The sequence below is a fragment of the Macrococcoides bohemicum genome (assembly GCF_003259675.1).
Taxonomy (GTDB): Bacteria; Bacillota; Bacilli; order Staphylococcales; family Staphylococcaceae; genus Macrococcoides; species Macrococcoides bohemicum.
Genome location: NZ_PZJG01000001.1, coordinates 449,870 through 468,689 on the forward strand (window position 1 = coordinate 449,870; position 18,820 = coordinate 468,689).

26 protein-coding genes and 1 riboswitch are annotated in these 18,820 nt (G+C 32.2%); of the genes, 21 read left to right on the plus strand and 5 right to left on the minus strand.

What is annotated here, in order from left to right:
• From pstB to BHX94_RS03080, 8 genes are all read left to right on the plus strand, one after another.
• Positions 1-900 (plus strand): phosphate ABC transporter ATP-binding protein PstB, encoded by a 900-nt coding sequence (gene pstB, locus BHX94_RS03045; protein WP_242446642.1) that lies wholly within the window; start codon positions 1-3, stop codon positions 898-900.
• Positions 893-1,531, plus strand: a complete 639-nt coding sequence (phoU, locus tag BHX94_RS03050; RefSeq protein WP_096076352.1) for a phosphate signaling complex protein PhoU — start codon at positions 893-895, stop codon at positions 1,529-1,531. The genes pstB and phoU overlap by 8 nt, the downstream gene beginning before the upstream one ends.
• Positions 1,532-1,619: 88 nt before the next feature.
• Positions 1,620-1,769 (plus strand): 50S ribosomal protein L33, encoded by a 150-nt coding sequence (rpmG, locus tag BHX94_RS03055; protein ID WP_096076353.1) that lies wholly within the window; start codon positions 1,620-1,622, stop codon positions 1,767-1,769.
• Positions 1,770-1,862: 93 nt separating this feature from the next.
• Positions 1,863-2,429, plus strand: coding sequence for a 5-formyltetrahydrofolate cyclo-ligase (locus BHX94_RS03060; RefSeq protein ID WP_111744855.1), 567 nt, complete (start codon positions 1,863-1,865; stop codon positions 2,427-2,429).
• On the plus strand, positions 2,426-3,850 hold the full coding sequence (locus BHX94_RS03065) for a rhomboid family intramembrane serine protease (protein WP_111744856.1): 1,425 nt from the start codon (positions 2,426-2,428) through the stop codon (positions 3,848-3,850). Before BHX94_RS03060 ends, BHX94_RS03065 begins: the two co-directional genes overlap by 4 nt.
• A gap of 4 nt (positions 3,851-3,854) precedes the next feature.
• Positions 3,855-4,046 (plus strand): YqgQ family protein, encoded by a 192-nt coding sequence (locus BHX94_RS03070; RefSeq protein WP_111744857.1) that lies wholly within the window; start codon positions 3,855-3,857, stop codon positions 4,044-4,046.
• Positions 4,043-5,014, plus strand: a complete 972-nt coding sequence (locus BHX94_RS03075; RefSeq protein ID WP_111744858.1) for an ROK family glucokinase — start codon at positions 4,043-4,045, stop codon at positions 5,012-5,014. Before BHX94_RS03070 ends, BHX94_RS03075 begins: the two co-directional genes overlap by 4 nt.
• A complete protein-coding gene (locus BHX94_RS03080; RefSeq protein ID WP_111744859.1) occupies positions 5,014-5,325 on the plus strand; it encodes an MTH1187 family thiamine-binding protein in 312 nt (103 codons plus the stop codon). The genes BHX94_RS03075 and BHX94_RS03080 overlap by 1 nt, the downstream gene beginning before the upstream one ends.
• A gap of 36 nt (positions 5,326-5,361) precedes the next feature.
• On the opposite strand, the gene BHX94_RS03085 is transcribed toward BHX94_RS03080, so the two are convergent.
• The gene (locus BHX94_RS03085) at positions 5,362-5,601 is read right to left on the minus strand and encodes a DUF2759 domain-containing protein (protein WP_096076359.1); all 240 of its coding nucleotides are present in this window, start codon (positions 5,599-5,601) and stop codon (positions 5,362-5,364) included.
• 92 nt (positions 5,602-5,693) lie between these two features.
• Between BHX94_RS03085 and BHX94_RS03090 the strand changes: the two genes are divergently transcribed.
• On the plus strand, positions 5,694-6,323 hold the full coding sequence (locus BHX94_RS03090) for an MBL fold metallo-hydrolase (protein WP_111744860.1): 630 nt from the start codon (positions 5,694-5,696) through the stop codon (positions 6,321-6,323).
• Positions 6,324-6,348: 25 nt separating this feature from the next.
• Here BHX94_RS03090 and BHX94_RS03095 read toward each other — a convergent pair whose 3' ends face one another.
• A complete protein-coding gene (locus BHX94_RS03095; RefSeq protein WP_096076361.1) occupies positions 6,349-6,597 on the minus strand; it encodes a DUF2626 domain-containing protein in 249 nt (82 codons plus the stop codon).
• Positions 6,598-6,806: 209 nt separating this feature from the next.
• Between BHX94_RS03095 and comGA the strand changes: the two genes are divergently transcribed.
• The 10 genes from comGA (at position 6,807) to gcvPB (ending at position 14,941) form a co-directional block, all read left to right on the plus strand.
• A complete protein-coding gene (gene comGA / locus BHX94_RS03100; RefSeq protein WP_111744861.1) occupies positions 6,807-7,775 on the plus strand; it encodes a competence type IV pilus ATPase ComGA in 969 nt (322 codons plus the stop codon).
• On the plus strand, positions 7,762-8,799 hold the full coding sequence (gene comGB / locus BHX94_RS03105; RefSeq protein ID WP_165958576.1) for a competence type IV pilus assembly protein ComGB: 1,038 nt from the start codon (positions 7,762-7,764) through the stop codon (positions 8,797-8,799). Before comGA ends, comGB begins: the two co-directional genes overlap by 14 nt.
• A gap of 11 nt (positions 8,800-8,810) precedes the next feature.
• Positions 8,811-9,170, plus strand: coding sequence for a competence type IV pilus major pilin ComGC (gene comGC, locus BHX94_RS03110; RefSeq protein WP_111744863.1), 360 nt, complete (start codon positions 8,811-8,813; stop codon positions 9,168-9,170).
• Positions 9,142-9,588 carry a hypothetical protein gene (locus BHX94_RS03115; RefSeq protein WP_111744864.1) on the plus strand — a complete coding sequence of 149 codons (447 nt, stop codon included), beginning with the start codon at positions 9,142-9,144 and terminating at the stop codon, positions 9,586-9,588. Before comGC ends, BHX94_RS03115 begins: the two co-directional genes overlap by 29 nt.
• Positions 9,575-9,820: a hypothetical protein gene (locus tag BHX94_RS12675; RefSeq protein ID WP_146606893.1), complete on the plus strand. Its 246-nt coding sequence runs from the start codon at positions 9,575-9,577 to the stop codon at positions 9,818-9,820. Before BHX94_RS03115 ends, BHX94_RS12675 begins: the two co-directional genes overlap by 14 nt.
• Entirely contained in the window at positions 9,768-10,214 is a 447-nt protein-coding gene (locus BHX94_RS03120; RefSeq protein ID WP_240740707.1) for a competence type IV pilus minor pilin ComGF, read from the plus strand. Before BHX94_RS12675 ends, BHX94_RS03120 begins: the two co-directional genes overlap by 53 nt.
• A gap of 180 nt (positions 10,215-10,394) precedes the next feature.
• On the plus strand, positions 10,395-10,901 hold the full coding sequence (locus BHX94_RS03125) for a shikimate kinase (RefSeq protein ID WP_096076367.1): 507 nt from the start codon (positions 10,395-10,397) through the stop codon (positions 10,899-10,901).
• Positions 10,888-10,971, plus strand: a riboswitch (glycine riboswitch). It overlaps the preceding gene by 14 nt.
• A 66-nt stretch (positions 10,972-11,037) precedes the next feature.
• Entirely contained in the window at positions 11,038-12,123 is a 1,086-nt protein-coding gene (gcvT, locus tag BHX94_RS03130) for a glycine cleavage system aminomethyltransferase GcvT (protein WP_111745086.1), read from the plus strand.
• A 12-nt stretch (positions 12,124-12,135) separates the two neighbouring features.
• A complete protein-coding gene (gcvPA, locus tag BHX94_RS03135; RefSeq protein ID WP_096076368.1) occupies positions 12,136-13,479 on the plus strand; it encodes an aminomethyl-transferring glycine dehydrogenase subunit GcvPA in 1,344 nt (447 codons plus the stop codon).
• Complete coding sequence (gene gcvPB, locus BHX94_RS03140; protein ID WP_096076369.1) at positions 13,472-14,941, plus strand: aminomethyl-transferring glycine dehydrogenase subunit GcvPB; 1,470 nt, start codon at positions 13,472-13,474, stop codon at positions 14,939-14,941. Before gcvPA ends, gcvPB begins: the two co-directional genes overlap by 8 nt.
• 103 nt (positions 14,942-15,044) lie before the next feature.
• Here gcvPB and BHX94_RS03145 read toward each other — a convergent pair whose 3' ends face one another.
• A complete protein-coding gene (locus tag BHX94_RS03145; protein ID WP_096076370.1) occupies positions 15,045-15,428 on the minus strand; it encodes a rhodanese-like domain-containing protein in 384 nt (127 codons plus the stop codon).
• Between the two features lie 121 nt (positions 15,429-15,549).
• Here BHX94_RS03145 and BHX94_RS03150 point away from each other — a divergent pair, with 121 nt between their 5' ends.
• Positions 15,550-16,392, plus strand: coding sequence for a lipoate--protein ligase family protein (locus BHX94_RS03150; protein WP_096076371.1), 843 nt, complete (start codon positions 15,550-15,552; stop codon positions 16,390-16,392).
• An 88-nt stretch (positions 16,393-16,480) separates the two neighbouring features.
• Here the strand turns inward: BHX94_RS03150 and BHX94_RS03155 are convergent, their stop codons facing one another.
• Together BHX94_RS03155 and BHX94_RS03160 are read right to left on the minus strand one after the other, a co-directional pair.
• Positions 16,481-17,071, minus strand: coding sequence for an LXG domain-containing protein (locus BHX94_RS03155; protein ID WP_111744866.1), 591 nt, complete (start codon positions 17,069-17,071; stop codon positions 16,481-16,483).
• A gap of 251 nt (positions 17,072-17,322) precedes the next feature.
• Entirely contained in the window at positions 17,323-17,571 is a 249-nt protein-coding gene (locus BHX94_RS03160; protein WP_257790039.1) for a DUF4372 domain-containing protein, read from the minus strand.
• A 184-nt stretch (positions 17,572-17,755) separates the two neighbouring features.
• On the opposite strand from BHX94_RS03160, the gene BHX94_RS03165 reads away from it, so the two are divergent.
• A complete protein-coding gene (locus BHX94_RS03165; RefSeq protein ID WP_111744867.1) occupies positions 17,756-18,811 on the plus strand; it encodes a M24 family metallopeptidase in 1,056 nt (351 codons plus the stop codon).
• Positions 18,812-18,820 lie beyond the last annotated feature (9 nt).

The window sequence follows — 18,820 nt, forward strand, 5'->3', positions numbered from 1 at the left end:
ATGAATAACAACGTAAAAGTTTCAAATGACGTAAAGAATAATGAAAAAGTTATCGTTACAACTGAAACAGTAAACAATACAGGTAGTGAAAATGTAAAAAAAGAACGTAATATCGTTACAGGTCAAACACCAAATCCAACAAATCGTAATATTGTTTATCAAACAAAAAATTTAGATTTATGGTATGGAGATCATCATGCTTTACAAAATATCAATTTAGATATTTTAGAAAATGAAGTTACAGCAATTATCGGACCATCAGGTTGCGGTAAGTCAACTTATATCAAAACTTTAAATCGTATGATTGAATTAATCCCAAGCGTAAGAACTTCTGGAGAAATTCTTTACCGTGGAGATAATATCTTCGATAAAAGTTATAAAGTAGAGCATTTAAGAACTAGAGTAGGTATGGTCTTCCAAAAGCCTAACCCATTCCCAAAATCTATCTATGATAACATTACTTATGGGCCGAGAATCCATGGTATCACTGATAAAAAAATCTTAGATGAGATCGTTGAAAAATCACTTCGTGGTGCGGCGATTTGGGATGAAACAAAAGATAGATTAGATAAAAATGCATATGGCTTATCGGGTGGACAACAACAACGTATTTGTATCGCTCGTTGTTTAGCAATCGAACCTGATGTTATTTTAATGGATGAGCCTACATCTGCATTAGATCCAATTTCAACTCTAAAAGTCGAAGAGTTAGTTCAGGAAATAAAAAATCAATATTCAATCATTATCGTTACGCATAACATGCAACAAGCTGCTCGTATTTCAGACAAAACAGCATTCTTCTTAAATGGTTATGTAAACGAGTATGATACAACGGATAAGATTTTCTCTAACCCAGCTGACGAACAAACAGAACGTTATATTTCAGGAAGGTTTGGTTGATATGAGAGAAATATATGAAGAAAGTTTACAACATTTAGAAGAAAGTGTTTTAAAACTTGCCGATGAAGTTTATAGAACTATTGAAAAAAGTATTAATGTACTAAGTGATGATGAAAAAACTGTTGCTAGAGAAATTATTGAACATGATCAGGTTATTAATGCTATGGAAAGTGATATAGAGGACCAGATAATCAGTTTAATTACTAAACAGCAACCCATCGCTACAGACTTAAGAATGATTTTATCATCAAGTAAAGTATCTTCAGAACTTGAAAGAATGGGAGATAATGCAGCAAATATTGCTAAGATTCGTAAAAGAGTAAAATTTGAAGATGAATATATTTTGATGCGTCTTAAAACAATGGGAAAACTTAGTATGCTAATGCTAGCTGATCTTAAAGAAGCACACAAAAATAATGATGTGAATTTAGTTAAAGAAATTATTGAGCGAGATAATGATATTGATGATTTATATAAAGAAATTATTAATAGTGCATATTTAATCGACAACGATCCATATATCTCTGGTCAAGCGCATTTAGCTGGTCGTTACCTAGAAAGAATTGGTGATCACATCACGAATATCGCTGAAAGTGTTTATTTTACGATTACTGGTGAAAGATTTAACTAATTCATAAATTAGTACTAGATAATTAATGCGACACATGTTATTATAGAAAAGTCGTATGGATATTTAGAAACGTGAGGAGGGAACAACTATGCGCGTTAATGTTACTTTAGCTTGTACTGAATGTGGTGAAAGAAACTACATCACTAAAAAAAATAAACGTAATAACCCGGAACGTATTGAAATGTCAAAATACTGTGCAAGAGATAATAAAAAAACTTTACACAGAGAAACTAAATAATTTTTTGAGCAGACATGAATTTTCATGTCTGTTTTTTTTTTATGTCCATTCCATTCTTTATGCTATATTGTATAATATAAATGAGGTGAGAAAATGACGATTAAATCAGAAAAAAAAGAATTACGATTAACGATACTTTCGCAGTTAAAGCATAACCAAAATAAAACTGAAAAAGAAGATTCGATAATACATACTTTTATTAATGAAGATGTATTTAGAAATGCGAATTCAATTGGTATCACAATGAGTATGAATCATGAATTAGATACGAGATGGTTAATAGAATATGCAGCAGGTCTTGGTAAAAAAGTATACGTTCCATATTGTGACTATAAAACGAAACAAATGCACTTTGTTAGATATACTTCGCAAAAGGACATTGTAAAGGATTCATTTGGCATAGATATAATGAATCATCGGGAGGAAAGTGGTGCGCAGCCGGAACTAATTGTTGTTCCTGGTGTTGTATTTAATGAAGATGGTTATCGTATTGGATACGGTGGAGGATATTTTGATAAATTTTTAAGTCAATATACTGGGCAAACAATAAGTTTAATCTTTGAACTTCAACTCAGTGAAGTATTAATTGAACCACATGATATTCCAGTTTCAATGCTTATTACTGAGAAAAGAATAATAGTTAATGAGGGCAATCAATGATAACAGAGAAGTTGATATGGAAAAACATCTATGAATTTATAAAATATACAGATTATGATTTTATTACAACTTCAGATACCTTAGATGATATATGGTTGTATAGTCGTAGTAAAAAAACATTGAAACGGTTAATATTAAACAAACAAACAGCACAATCAACGATGTTTATGGTTCAGAAAATTATGGATCATCATGATGAAATTGAAAGTTTAGTTACATATCCGATTAATTGTTATGAAATAATACTCATTGATCAGGAAATTCAAATGAATGAGATGCCTTTAAATATTAAAGTGATTTCATGTCCGGATTCTCAGTCAGTAAAACAAACGCTAAATACACCTTTTAAAGCGATATCGAGTAAAACTAAGCCACAATCAGTATCGTGGTATCAAAATAGAGTGATTAAAAATAACCCGATTGATACTGCTATGATTAAGTTTACACCTCTTACATACCTATTAATTGTGATAAATATTATAAGTTTTATCGTCATGAATATATGGCACATGACACATAAGGTTGACACGTTAGTAGAAAAAGGTGGGTTAACGCATTTTAATTTTGTTCATGGTGATTATTACAGAGTGATATCATCAATGTTTCTACATTTTGATTTTCAGCATTTATTGTTTAATATGATGTCGCTATTTATTCTCGGTAAAATTATAGAATATTTATATCTAAATTGGCAGTATCTTCTGATTTATATTTGTGGTGGTATTATAGGTAATTTAGTTTCTCTTGCATTTGATACGACTTCTATATCTGTTGGAGCAAGTGGCGCAATTTGTGCGTTGATGGGCGCAGCATTAGCGCATATCATCTTTAGTGGGAAATTTGATAAAAAGTTTATTATGCAAATATTAATAGGTAGTATTATCTATCTCGCAGCAAGTTCTTTATTTGCCAATGTTAATAACTATGCCCATTTTGGTGGTTTATTTGGTGGATTGTTTATTGCAATGCTTATACATTTATATAAAATTAAAAGTCAGTATTTTAAATGGATGAGTGCTGGCCTAGGTATTATAGTAATTTTATTACTCTTTAATATTTTTTCTGAAAAGGAACATCATATTTATAATGAATTTGCTGCACAGGCCATCGCTGCAGGTAATGATCAGGATGCGAAGGAAATCCTTACTACTACAATTCAAAAAGGTTATGATAATGACGAAACATATGTATATTATGGTTTACTGAAAACCAAACAGGAAAGTTTATCAAACGGAATCGCTGAATGGAAAAAAGGTCTAACGAAATTTCCTGATAGCGATAAATTAAACTATCAGATGGCATTAGCTATGCGTGCAATGGATGATTATGATAGCGCTAATAAATATTTGAACAAGGCAATTCAACGCAATAGAATATCTTCTTATATAAAACTTCAAAAAGAATTTAAAGAATTCAGGTGAAACAATGCATTCATTTTACGATGTACAACAGTTACTTAAACAATTTGGTATTATTATATATTTTAAAGATGAAAATGATACCATTGAAATGATGAATCAGGAGATAAAATCATTACATGATGCTGGCATTATTACGAATGAACAGTTTGTGCAGGCACGTTTAATATTAAATCAGAGAAGGATGGGAAAAATATGATTATTTTAGCTGCGGATATTGGAGGCACAACTTGTAAGTTAGGTGTCCTTGATGAAACATTAGAAATACTACATAAATGGGAGATTCCGACGAAGACTGAAAATAATGGTGAAAGCATATTGAAGAATGTTTATGATTCATTTGTTGTTAACTCAAAACATAAAAATTACAACATGGAAGATGTTCTCGGTATAGGTTTAGGGATTCCTGGCCCAATTGATTTTAAAACGGGTGTTGTTAATGGTGCGATTAATTTAAACTGGCATGGAAAGATCAATATTAAAGAACAATTTGAAAAGTTAAGTGGATTACCGGTCTATGTTGACAACGATGCTAATGTAGCAACTTTAGGAGAAAAATTTAAAGGTGCCGGACAGAATGAACCTGATGTTATATGCGTGACGCTCGGTACAGGTGTCGGCGGCGGTATAATAAGTAATAATGAACTTGTCCACGGTCATAATGGTTCTGGTGGGGAGCTCGGTCATTTTAAGGTCGATTTTAAAGAAAGATTCCAATGTAACTGTGGAAAGAAAGGTTGTTTAGAAACAGTTGCGAGTGCAACAGGCGTTGTTAATCTGTCTTATCATTACTATGACGAACTACAATTTCAAACAGTAATTGAAGATGCGATGAAAAATAGAACGCTACAGGCTAAAATGGTTTTTGATGCTGCAAAAGCTGGAGATGAATTTGCGACATATGTTATAAAGAAAGTTGCGAGAAATTTAGCATATGCATTGAGTGTATTCAGTGTTGTAACGAATCCTAAATATATCATCATTGGTGGTGGTGTATCTAAAGCTGGTGATTTCTTAATTCAGCATATTGAAGATGTTTATCGTGAAATAACATTTACGCCTGCAACTCAAGGTACTAAAATTGTAACAGCGACTTTAGGTAATGATGCTGGAATTATTGGTGCTGCAGGTTTGATCAAACAATATGTGAAAAAGGAGCAAGTTTAATGGCGATAATTGATGTAGTAGTAATTCCTTTGGATGGTAAGTCGATAAGTGTGAGTAAGTATATCGCAGAAATTCAAGTAATATTAGAAGAATTAAAGCAGCAGGGCAAAATCGATTATATGTTAACTCCAATGAGTACATTGATCGAAGGAGAACTACACGAATGTCTCATGGCTCTTGAAGCAATACATGAGTCTCCATTTAAGCAGGGATTAGATCGTGTATGTACAAATATTAGAATTGATGACAGAAGAGATAAAAAACGAAAGATGATTGAAAAGATAGATGCAGTAAATAAACATCTGAAATAAAAAATAAAACCAGGACAAAATGTCCTGGTCTTATTTTTAGTGATGTAAAATTGGATATCCGTATGTGAAGATTGTTGCTAGTGAAAAGAATCCAAATGATAAAGTAGCCAATAATCCAAAGATAATGCCTAATACATTTTTAGATTTAACAGCATTTAATAAAGCTTTGATTGATAGGAAAAATACTGCTAACATTAAAAGTGAAAAGATATTTACACCAATATGAATTTTTGTACCAAAGATTTCAAATAATTCGCCTGTGTTAATAAACGGCATAACATAACCCCCATGAAATTACTTTTATTATCATTAATATTGTATAATTAATAAATAACTTTGTCGAGTACATTTTTTAGGAGGAGCTACTTATGGATAAAATTAAATTACCTTTAGGTCAAATACAAACAAATTGTTATATTATACATAATGATTCAGAAATATTGATTTTTGATCCAGGAGATGAACCAGAAAAGATTATAGATGCTATTCTACCACTAGAGAAGAAAGTAATCGCTGTTATTCTCACACATACACATTTTGATCATATCGGAGCAGTAGATGCGATATGTGAGCGATTTAATGTACCGGTCTATGTTTCGGAAGAAGAGCAGTACTGGTTAACTGATACAATTAAAAATGGTTCTGAAAATTTTAAACAGTATGGTTTAGAACCAGTTATTGCAAAGACAAAGCCTTTAAAAATGAAACTTGGAAAGCAAACAATCGGTTCGTTTACGCTCGATGTTCGTCATACACCAGGACACTCACCAGGTAGTCAATCTTTTATCTTTGACAAGTTTGCCATAGTAGGGGATACATTATTCAATGAAAGTATCGGTCGTACAGATTTATACGAAGGGAACACACAACAATTACTAAATAGTATTGATCAACAGCTCATGACTCTAGACGAGCAAATGATTATTTGTCCAGGACATGGTGCATATACTACAATTCAACATGAGATGGATTGCAATCCATTTTTAAATGGGTATTAAAAAAAACCTTCCGTAAAGGAAGGTTTTATTCGTGATGGCCAAAACTTGGCTCTAATAAGAAAGTTGAATAGTATGTGAATCCTACGAAACATACTACTAAGTATGCTGCAAAAATATACATATACATTCTTTCAGTTAATTTTAAGTAACCTAATAATACAAAAAATCCAGTTTGAGCAACGAAAATGAATGACACCATTGACATACCGCCAACGTAGAACATTACCGCAAATATCGCTGTCCAGAATCCTAAAGTTTTAAAAACTTTATCCATATGGTTATTCCCCCTATATTCAAACTCTTCATATCACTTATTATTATAAAGATAAGCATTTAATAAGTAAACCTCTAATTTTGCAAATTCAATGGAAATAATTGGATTTACTTAAACATTTTATAAGAAAATAAATTAATGAAATAAAAATTCTGATGTAAAAAAATAAAATCGAAGAAGTTCCCGATATTTAAGTAGAGGAGGGATTTATGGAAAAACTATTACATACAATATTGGATGATGCAATTGCTAAAAAAACTTCAGATGTACACTTTATACCTGAAGTGCAGAATGTCATGATGAAATTCAGGATTGGAGGTAATATGTATGCCTATAATCAGTTAAATACCGAAGACTTCGAAAAATTATTATCATATGTAAAATTTATAACACATCTTGATGTTTCTGAAAAAAATAAAGCGCAGAGCGGTATACTGACCTATCAGAAGGACAAAATACTTTATAATATCAGGGCATCTACATTACCACATACGATTGGACAGGAAGCATGTGTGATGCGAATAATTCCAGCTTTATTTAGTCAAAATATTTCGATTGAACAGGAATTATTATCTTTGATGCATAAAGGAAGCGGATTAATTCTAATTAGTGGTCCTACTGGGAGCGGAAAAAGTACTTTAATGTACCAAATGTTAAATTATGCTGCGCAAAATTTAAATAAACAGATTATATCGATTGAAGATCCTGTTGAACAGAGAATTCATGGTATGATTCAAATCAATGTGAATAGAAAAGCTAATATAACATATCAGAATGCAATAAAGGCTATTCTTCGCTGTGATCCGGATATTATTATGATAGGAGAGATCCGTGATATAGAAACTGCAAAGCATGTCATCAATGCAAGTTTAAGTGGTCATCTTGTGCTGTCGACACTTCATGCAAATACATGTCTTGGCGCTATCCATCGATTGCTGGAAATGGGAATAACAAAAGTTGAACTTGAACAGTGTGTAGAAATAATCATTAATCAGCGATTAGTTAATACTACATCAGCGCGAACACGTATTTTTGAACAGTTGATTAAAGGCGATGTACGGGATTATTTAAATGATAGAAAGGTTCAGCATTATCATCCTTTATCTGAACAATTGCAAATTTTGTACGACAAAGAAAAGATTACGCAGCTGGAGTATGAACGTTATGCTTTGGAATAGAAACAAATTAAAATTATATGAAGATGATTTTTTGATTCGCTTAAGTGAGATGACACAAAACGGCTTTACACAATATGAAGCAATTAAATTTTTATTTTCTCAATATGATGAAGTAAAATCTTCAGATAAGAAATTAGTATTATCTGCACTTGAACAAGGCCAACCTTTATCGCATTGTCTGAAGTTATTAAATTATAGTAATCATATCGTTATGCAGGTTCATTTCAGTGAATCATTTGGTAATGTTAACGAAACATTAAAACATTGCTATGCATATAATCTTTCAAAACGGAAACTGAAACAACAGTTTATAAAGACAATTCAATATCCGTTAGTACTTATCGTAATATTTATCACATTAATCATTACTGTTAATCATACAGTACTCCCACAGTTTAAAAATATGTATAGTTCAATGGGAGTGACTTTAAGTAAAGAACTCATAATCCTTACAAATATTCTATATACACTTCCGCAAATAATTATATATACATTGTTTCTTCTCATTTTTCTTACATTTTATTATTTTCTTATTTTTAAAAAATCCAATATTAAAAATCAACTTTCTACCATTAAAAAAATTCCGATTATTAATCAACTTTATCGTTTATTCATTACTTATCGTGTGAGTGCCGAACTTTCATTCTTTTTAAGTAATGGAGTCATGATGAAAAATGTTATCTCAATATTAGAAGGTCAAAATAATGATCAAACGTTAAGTTATATTGCAGCTTGCATTAACCAGGAATTGATTAAAGGTGAACCACTTCCTGATGCAGTATCTAAATTACAATTATTTGAAAAGTCTATGATTCAATTTATGCAACATGGGGAGAAGAATTCGAAGTTAGACAGAGAACTTGAATATTATAGTGAGTATGTATTTAAAAAATTTGAACTAAAGATTTTCAAATTGATTAAAAGTATTCAGCCAATCATATTTATTGTTTTGGGATTATTAATTGTCGCAATGTATTTAGTTATTATATTACCGATGCTCCAGATGATGGAAGGCATTCAGTAGGAGGAAAAAGAATGTATCAATTTATTAAAACACATAGTAATAATTTTGCCCAATCTTTTAAAAATCAATTCAGAAAAAATGATGGATTTACATTAATTGAAATGTTGCTTGTTTTGCTTGTTATTTCAGTGCTAATTATTGTGATTATTCCAAACATCGCAAAACAATCTGATAACGTTCAGAATACGGGTTGTACAGCACAAGTGAAGATGGTACAAGGTCAGATAGAAGCATATAAGCTTCAGAATGGAAAGGCGCCAACTTCGATTAATGAACTTGTGCCGGAATTTTTAAAGGAAAATCAGGTGAAATGTAAAAATGGGGATCCTATCAATATTGAAAATGGAGAAGCGGTGGCACAAAAACAATAATGGATTTAGTTATATTGAATCATTACTTGTATTATTAATCATCGTTATCATCATAATCATAATTCCAGTTACAAAATTTGATGAAAATAAAGTGAAAGATGAAGAAATTAACGATGAAATTATTTCGCTTTTAAATTATTATCAGACGAAGTCTTATGAAACAGGTGAAGTCATAGTTGTATCGTTCCCTCCAAGGAGCGATACAATCTATATTCAATCCAAAGTTTTAGGGATTAATAGTAAATATATAATTAAGCAAGGTGAAATATATGAAGGTAATGGTATCGCAAATAGTGAAATCATTTTTAAGAATAATGGAGTCAGAAAAGGTGGTTCGATCAAATATTATATTGGTGAGACACTTTATCAAATCGTTGTACAATTACACAGGGGAAGAATACGAATTGAAAAAGTATGATGGGTTTATGCTGATTGATAGCCTGCTTTCTTTTTCGGTAGTCGCTTTAATTACTTTATCGTTATTGCCGATGTATTTCACGTTATCTCATACATATGAGCAAAAGAAAAAATCGTTGGAAATGTATCGAATAGCATATGTAGAAATAGTCATCAATGAAAGAGGTGGTTTCATTGAAGGTGATCAGATTTGTTATAAGAAAGATAAAGTATACTGCATTAAGAAGAAGTGACGGTTTTACGATGATTGAAATGATGATAAATTTATCGATTATTATAATGATTATGAGTATGTTACCGCTCATTTACATGAATATTTATCAATTAAGCGGTAAAAGTACCGATCATTTTGATGTTAATAATGCTATGTTTCAAAGAGATCTCTATGAAGAATTAAATAATGCTGACTATGTTGAAATAGTTAATAATCAGCTTTGGATATATACTGGGAATGATATTATACAATATCTATATCATAAGCAGCGCATCATTAGAAAGCTCAACCAAGAAGGATATATTATAATGTTAGAAGGAGTAAAAAATGCACATTTTAAAATGGGTGATAATGCAGTATTCCTATCTATTGAACGCTTCAACAAACATACAATTACGTATCAAATCATCTGAAGGCTTTATCTTTCCATCTATGCTGATGTTATTAATGCTTACAATATTTTTTTTAAGTTACTTCAGTACAAGATACATGTTAAAATTTAATACATTAGATAATCTTGAGCATTATTATCTTAATGAAATTATTGAAGCTATTTCACAAAAGAAATAGCTTTTTTAAATAGGGGGTAAGTGATGGCAATTGTATTAATAGGATTTATGGGTGCAGGAAAGACAACCATTGGAGAATTGCTTTCTCGTAAAATGGATTTACCATTTATAGATTTGGATAAAGCGATAGTAGAAAAGGAAAATCTGTCGATTCCTGAAATATTCGAAAAATATGGAGCGTCTTATTTTCGTAAATTGGAACATGATGTATTAAAAACATACATAAACAAGAATATGATCATAGCAACTGGGGGAGGTATTATTGAAAATCCGAACAATTTGGAAATATTACAGAAAAATAATTTAAATATTTGGGTAGATACGAACATTGATACTGTGTATAATAGAATTGTTGGTGATACTAACCGTCCCAATGCTCAGAATAAATCGTTTGAAGAAATTAAAGAGTTGTACAACAGTAGAATTTCACGTTATAATGAAATCGCATACATCAAGGTCTATAATGAGCATGATGTAACTTTAAGTGTTCAGGAAATTCACAATCAAATAATGACGGATGATGAAAATTAGAGAGAATGAGTGATCATCGCCGAAGGGGCAAGCTATATAAACTCTCAGGCAAAAGGATAATTTTCGGACGTAACCTGAAGAAATCAACAGGATAGCATTTGCTATGCTGTTTTTTTATTATATTTTTAGGAGGATAATCATGACTGAATTAAAGAAAACACCATTGTATGACAAATACATTGAAGACGGTGCAAAAGTAATTGACTTCTCTGGGTGGGGTTTACCTGTTCAATTTTCTAGTATTAAAGAAGAGCACATTGCTGTTCGTGAAAATGTTGGAATGTTCGATGTAAGTCATATGGGTGAGATTATTGTTGAAGGTGAAAAAGCTGTAGAATATCTTCAAAGTGTTTTAACGAACGATATTACAAAGACAACTGATAGAAAAGCACAATATACAATGATCTGTAACGAAAATGGTGGCGTAATTGACGATTTAGTTGCTTACAAACTTGATGAAAACAAATATTTATTAGTAGTAAATGCGGGTAATACAGACATCGATTTTGAATGGTTGCAAAAACATACCATTGATGGTGTAACTGTAACGAACGTATCGAAAGAATACGGACAAATTGCGGTTCAAGGTCCTAAAGCATTAGAAGTATTAAAATCACAAGTTAAAGAAGATATTGCATCATTAAAAATGTTTGAATTTATTCAAGATGTTGAAATCTTCGGTAAGAACGTTATCTTTAGTCAATCTGGTTATACTGGTGAGCACGGCTTTGAAATTTATTGTGCTGCAGAAGACACAGTTGCAATTTGGGAAGGTTTATTAGATTTAGGTGTTGTACCTTGTGGTTTAGGTGCGCGTGATACATTACGTTTAGAAGCAGCTTTACCATTACATGGACAAGATTTGTCTACTGACATTACACCTTATGAAGCTAAAATGGGCTTCAGCGTAAAATTAGATAAAGCCGATTTTATTGGTCGTGAAGTTCTTGCAAAACAAAAAGAAGAAGGTCTAACACGTAAATCAGCTGGATTAGAAATGTTGGAACGTGGAATCGCACGTACAGATTATGAAGTACAAGATAAAGAAGGAAATAAAATTGGTTATGTTACTAGTGGTACTCAATCACCATCTACTGGTCGTTCAATTGCTTTAGCATTGGTTAATATCGATCAAACCGAAATTGGTAATGAAGTATATGTTCAAGTACGTAAAAAATTAGTACCAGCCAAAGTTGTAAAAACACCATTCCATAAAAATTAAGGGGTTGAAAAAATGAGTCATCGTTATATTCCGTTAACAGAAACTGATAAAAAAGAAATGATGGATACAATCGGTATCCAGTCTATCGACGAATTATTCCAGGATATTCCTGAACGCGTCCGCTTTCAAGGGGATTTAAATATTAAACCTCGTAAAGCAGAAACACCTTTATTAAAAGAATTATCTGCGCTTGCAAATAAAAATATTACAAGCGACACACACGCATCATTTTTAGGTGCTGGTGTCTATGATCATTATATTCCTACAGTAGTTGATCATGTTATTTCTCGTAGTGAATTCTATACAGCGTATACACCATATCAACCAGAAATCTCTCAAGGGGAATTACAGGCTATCTTTGAATTCCAGACGATGATTGCTGAACTAACAGGTATGGATTGCGCTAACTCATCTATGTATGATGGCGGAACATCTTTTGCTGAAGCGGCGATGTTAGCATGTGGACACACTAAAAAGAAAAAAATTATTGTATCTAAAGCAGTTAACGACCAATCACGTGCTGTTTTACAAACTTATGCAACGGGTCAACATTTAGAAGTTGTTGAAATCGATGTTAAAGATACTGTAACAGATTTAGATGCTTTAAAAGCAGCAATCGATGAAGATACTGCATGTGTTATGGTTCAATATCCAAACTTCTTTGGTAGTATTGAAGATTTAGAAACGATTAAATCATACACAGAAGGTACAAAAGCATTATTCGTAGTATCAAGTAACCCTATGAGCTTAGCATTATTAACACCTCCTGGTGAATTTGGTGCTGACTTAGTTGTTGGTGATGCACAAGTATTTGGTATCCCGGCTCAACTTGGTGGACCACACTGTGGATATTTCGCGGCAACAAACAAATTAATGCGTAAAATGCCAGGTCGTTTAGTAGGTCAAACACAAGATAGTGAAGGTAACCGTGGTTTCGTATTAACTTTACAAGCACGTGAACAACATATCCGTCGTGATAAAGCGACTTCAAATATTTGTTCTAACCAGGCATTAAATGCATTAGCAGCATCTGTTGCAATGAGTGCATTAGGTAAAAACGGTGCCTACGAGATGGCGAACCAAAATTTACAAAAAGCTAACTACATGAAAGAAAAAATGATCGCTGAAGGTTTCACCGTATTAGCTGGTACAACTTTCAATGAATTCGTAGTTAAATTTAACGCACCAATCTCTGAAATCAATGAAAAATTATTAGAAGATGGATTTATTGGTGGTTATGATCTTGGTCAAGTGGATAGCAAGTATGAAAATCATATGTTAATCGCTGTTACCGAGTTACGTACGAAAGAAGAGATCGATATATTTATCGCGAAAGTAGGTGTGTTCAATGCTTAAAGGAAGCTCTCCATTAATTTTTGAACGTTCAAAAGAAGATCGTTTCAGTTATTCATTACCTGAATTAGAAGTTGAAAATAAAAAAGTTGAAGATATTTTAGATAGTAAGTTCATTCGTAAAGAACGCGCCATGTTACCAGAAATCGCTGAATTAGATTTAATGCGTCATTACACTGAATTATCTAATAAAAACCATGGTGTTGATTCTGGATTCTATCCACTTGGATCTTGTACGATGAAATACAATCCAAAAATCAACGAGAAAGTTGCTCGTATGGCTGGATTTGCAGCAGCGCATCCACTACAAGATGAAAAAACGATTCAAGGTTCGTTAGAAGTGATCTATGATTTACAAGAACACTTGAAAGAAATTACTGGTATGGATGAAGTTACGCTTCAACCTGCAGCAGGTGCACATGGTGAGTGGACTGCATTAATGATGATTCGTGCGTTCCACGAAGCAAATGGTGACCACAACCGTACAAAAGTAATCGTACCAGACTCAGCACATGGTACTAACCCGGCATCAGCAACAGTTGCTGGTTTTGAAACAGTTACAGTTAAATCAAACGAATTTGGATTAGTTGATATTGAAGATTTAAAACGTGTAGTTGGACCAGATACAGCGGCTATCATGTTAACAAACCCAAATACATTAGGTTTATTTGAAGAAGATATTTTAGAAATTCGTGAAATCGTTCATGCGGCCGGTGGTAAATTATACTATGATGGTGCAAACTTAAATGCAATCATGAGTAAAGTACGCCCTGGAGATATGGGATTTGATGCAGTTCACTTAAACTTACACAAAACTTTCACTGGACCACACGGTGGTGGCGGACCAGGTTCTGGACCAGTTGGTGTGAAAGCTGATTTAGTACCATTCTTACCAAAACCACATATTATTAAAACTGAAGATGGATTTAAATTTGATTATGACCGTGAACAATCTATCGGACGTGTTAAGCCATTCTACGGTAACTTTGGTATTTACTTACGTGCATACACGTATATCCGTACAATGGGACCAGACGGCTTAAAAGAAGCATCTGAAGTGGCTGTATTAAATGCGAACTACATGATGAGAAGATTACAAGACTACTTCGTATTACCATATGATCGTCATTGTAAGCATGAATTTGTAATCAGTGGTTCTAAACAGAAGAAACTTGGTGTGAGAACGTTAGATATGGCAAAACGTCTGTTAGACTTTAACTTCCATCCACCAACAATCTACTTCCCATTAAATGTTGAGGAATGTATGATGATTGAACCAACTGAAACTGAATCAAAAGAAACATTGGATTCATTCTGCGATACGATGATTCAAATTGCTAAAGAAGCAGAAGAGAATCCAGATATCGTATTAGAAGCGCCTCATGATACTGTTATCGGACGTCTTGATGAAACAATGGCAGCGCGTAAACCAGTATTAAAATATTCAGGATCGATCGAAAAGTAATATTGAGTTTTAATATAAGCAAAGCATGAATTCATACGTGCTTTGCTTATTTATATTAAAAAAAAAAAAACGAGACTAATTTGTCCCGTCAAAAAATTTTAAATTATTTTTTCACTTTTAAATCATATTTCCAGTCTTTATAGCCATTTTTCAGCATATAAAGATTATTGTAGCCGTGTTTTTTCAGCATACGTGCTGCACGATAGCTTGAGATACCATTTGCATCTACAAAGTAGATCGGTTGATCTTTACGTAACCCAAGCATTCTCGTTCTGAATATTGTCATAGGAATGTTTCTTGCACCGTTAATATGTCCGTAATCATAATCTGCTTTTTCACGTAAATCGATGACCTGCGCTTTTCTTAAACCGCTTTTAAAGTCATCTTGACTTAATTCTGTAACAGCTTTACGATTGATAGAGTAATTAATTAGAATGTAAACTAACAAAGCAAGAAGTACGATTCCTAAAATATACCACATCGTCATTTTAGTAGTCCTCCTTTTATAATCATAGATTTATTATAGTAATAAAATCATATGATTTCAAAGTTATTTTACATTTATTTTATTTTTATTTGATGTTATTACGTTGGGGAGTTTGATTGAGATGGAAAATAGTAAAAAAGAAGAATGGTTATTTATAAATACGAAGAAAAATGATCCTTATTTTAATATGGCTTTGGATGAAGCATTACTCAATTTTGTTTCAGAAGGTAAGCTGCCTCCTGTTATTCGATTTTATGGATGGAATCCTGCGACACTATCAATCGGTTATTTTCAAAAATTAGAAAAAGAGATTGATATAGAAAAGGTAAAATCAAAAGGATATGGTTTAGTACGTCGTGCTACAGGCGGTCGTGGTGTACTACATGATAAAGAACTTACATATAGTGTTATCGTACCTGAAGCACATCCTGAAATGCCCAAGACTGTTACTGAAGCATATCGTGTTATTTCTCAAGGTCTACTTGAAGGATTTATTGATTTAGGCTTTGATGCTTATTTTGCTGTTCCTAGAACAGAAGAACAACGCGCTAAACTGAAAGATCCTAGAAGTTCAGTCTGTTTCGATGCACCTAGTTGGTATGAACTTGTTGTAGAAGGTCGTAAAATTGCCGGGAGTGCACAAACCCGTCAAAAAGGTGTGATATTACAACACGGTTCTATTTTGCAATCCATTGACGTTGACGAGCTTTTTGACTTATTCACATATCAAAATCCGAGACTTAAAGATAAAATGAAAAAAGCTTTTTATTCTAAGGCAGTCAGTATACAGGATCTAACAGATAAAGAAATAACGATAGAATTGATGGAAGAAGCATTCTTTAAAGGTTTTGAAAAAGGTTTAAATAAAAAATTAGTCCCTTTTGAAATGACCGATGAATTAAGAGATGAGACGAATCGTTTAATTGAAAAATATAAAAATGATGATTGGACGTATCGAAAATAATTATTCAAAGTTATACATCAATTATTTATAAAGAATATAATACAAAAAGAAAACTGGCACGATTCATACTGTGAATCATGCCGGTTTTTTATTGGAACTGTATTTCATTAAACTGATCGATTACTTTCTGTAAGGTAGCTTTTCCTTCTGAAACAAGCGTCTTATTCTTTTTATCATACCCTTTTTCAATCTTAGAAATCGCTTTTTTCATATGCTTGTTAGCATGTTGAATCTGGTCATGGATTTCTTCAAACGTTTTAGGCGGATTAGCTTTTTTAAATGGCGCTTCATATGTTTGAACCGCATCATCGATAGTTTGTTTTACATCAGATAAACGATCTGACACCAACGCATCTCCTTTCAGTTGATCAATCTTACCTTCTATGTCAGAGTATGTTTTAAATGCGGTTGCTAATTGAGTAGTGTAAGCTTTAAAGTTTTGCGTGTATAAGTCATTTGTTATAGTGTTACCACTTTTGGCTTGTTTGAGTTCGTTATCTATATTCTTTAATGTGTTATTTTTTGAAATATGTTTCATTTTCTCATTTTCAACTTTTTCTTTTAAATGTTCAACTTCTTTAGTTAAAGTATTCTTTTCTTTCGTAAGTTGTTCTGCTTCTGATGGTCCGCAAGCTGTTAGTAGTAGACTAGTAATAAATAGTAAAAATATTTTTTTCATTTTGTTACGCCTCAATTCAAATAGTGTCTTTATATATGTTAACATATATATAATATCATTAGTGTTGCATAAATAAAGATTGAAAATTCAGATATTAAATTTTCTTCGAAAATTTAAAATTTGAAAACACCTAAATAAAGGTAGTAATCATCCGTTTTTTTACTATATAATTTCCATTGGCAGAGCGTCAAAACATTTATGTTTTATGGTACATTCTCACTGATTCTTCGAATCTACAGATGGTTACTTTTCTATATAGAAGCTTTAAGTAACCGTGTAATTTGGAGTATGCTCTTAAAAATTTTCTGAAAGATTTGAGTTGATACTTCTGCTAACTTTCTACTTAATTGTGAATATAATAAAAGTTTTACAAATGACAGTGTATTCAGCTTCTTTGTATAATGATCTAAATTAAGTATTGTTACTTGTTTTGAAACTTTTTTAAAATCAATGGGAGACATCCATTGTTCAAATGATGATTTTTTAGTAAACTTATCTATAGGTTGTTTCCTTTATTGTTGGATTTGGATGAGTTTTACTACCTCCAACCATTATAAAGGAAATTTTTTTACATAAAATAAGTTTTTTGAAAATTCAATCCATAACTGAAGGTTAAGTTATTTTAATGCAACACTAGTGATATAATGTTATAAAAAAGCTTATATATAGAGAGGAAGTAATAAAATGAAATTTGAAAAAGTAAATCACTTGCTAGGCGAAAAATCTTTAGATGCTTTAATTATACTATCACATTATAACAGAAGATATTTATCAGGATTTACAGGTTCAAGCGGTGCTTTAATCATTTCCAGAGATAAGAAAATTTTAGTGACTGATTTTAGATATATTGAACAGGCTACTAACCAAGCTTCAGCTTTTGAAATTGTTAAACACAGTAAACCGATACTTGATGAAATTCGTATGTTAATAGAGACATATGGCTATAAATCTATTGGTTTTGAGGGAGATCTTATTACATATCAGCAACATCAAAGTTTATTAAGTAATCATTATGAACTTGTTAATGTTGCTGGGGAAGTAGAACGTATCCGAATGATAAAAGAACCGCACGAAATTGAAATTATCCAGAAAGCGGCAGATATTGCTGATGCTACTTTTGACTATATTTTAGAAATAACAAAACCTGGTATGACTGAAATGCAGATTAATAACTTAATGGAGATGAAAATGCGTGAACTAGGGGCATCTGGTTCTTCTTTCGATACAATAGTTGCTAGTGGTGTACGAGGAGCATTACCCCATGGTGTCGCTAGTGATAAAGTGATTCAATCTGGTGAAATGATCACCTTTGATTACGGTGCGATATACAATGGTTACATATCAGACATTACGCGTACGATTGCTGTTGGTGATCCAAGTGAAGAGATGGTTAAGATTTATAACATCGTATTAGAATCACAAATGAAAGCTTTAAATGAAATTACAATGGGTATGTCTGGAGTCGAGGCCGATAAAATTGCCAGAGATGTGATTGAATCTTACGGATACGGAGAAAATTTTGGACATTCATTAGGGCATGGTATAGGGCTTGAAGTGCATGAGGGACCAATGTTATCTTCAAAATCTCCTCATATTCTGGAAGAAAATATGTGTGTAACATTAGAACCTGGTATATATGTCGATGGTGTAGGTGGCGTACGTATAGAAGATGATGTTTTAGTAACAAAAAATGGACTAAAGCGCTTTACACATTCAACAAAAGACCTTATTATTTTATAAGAGAGCTAA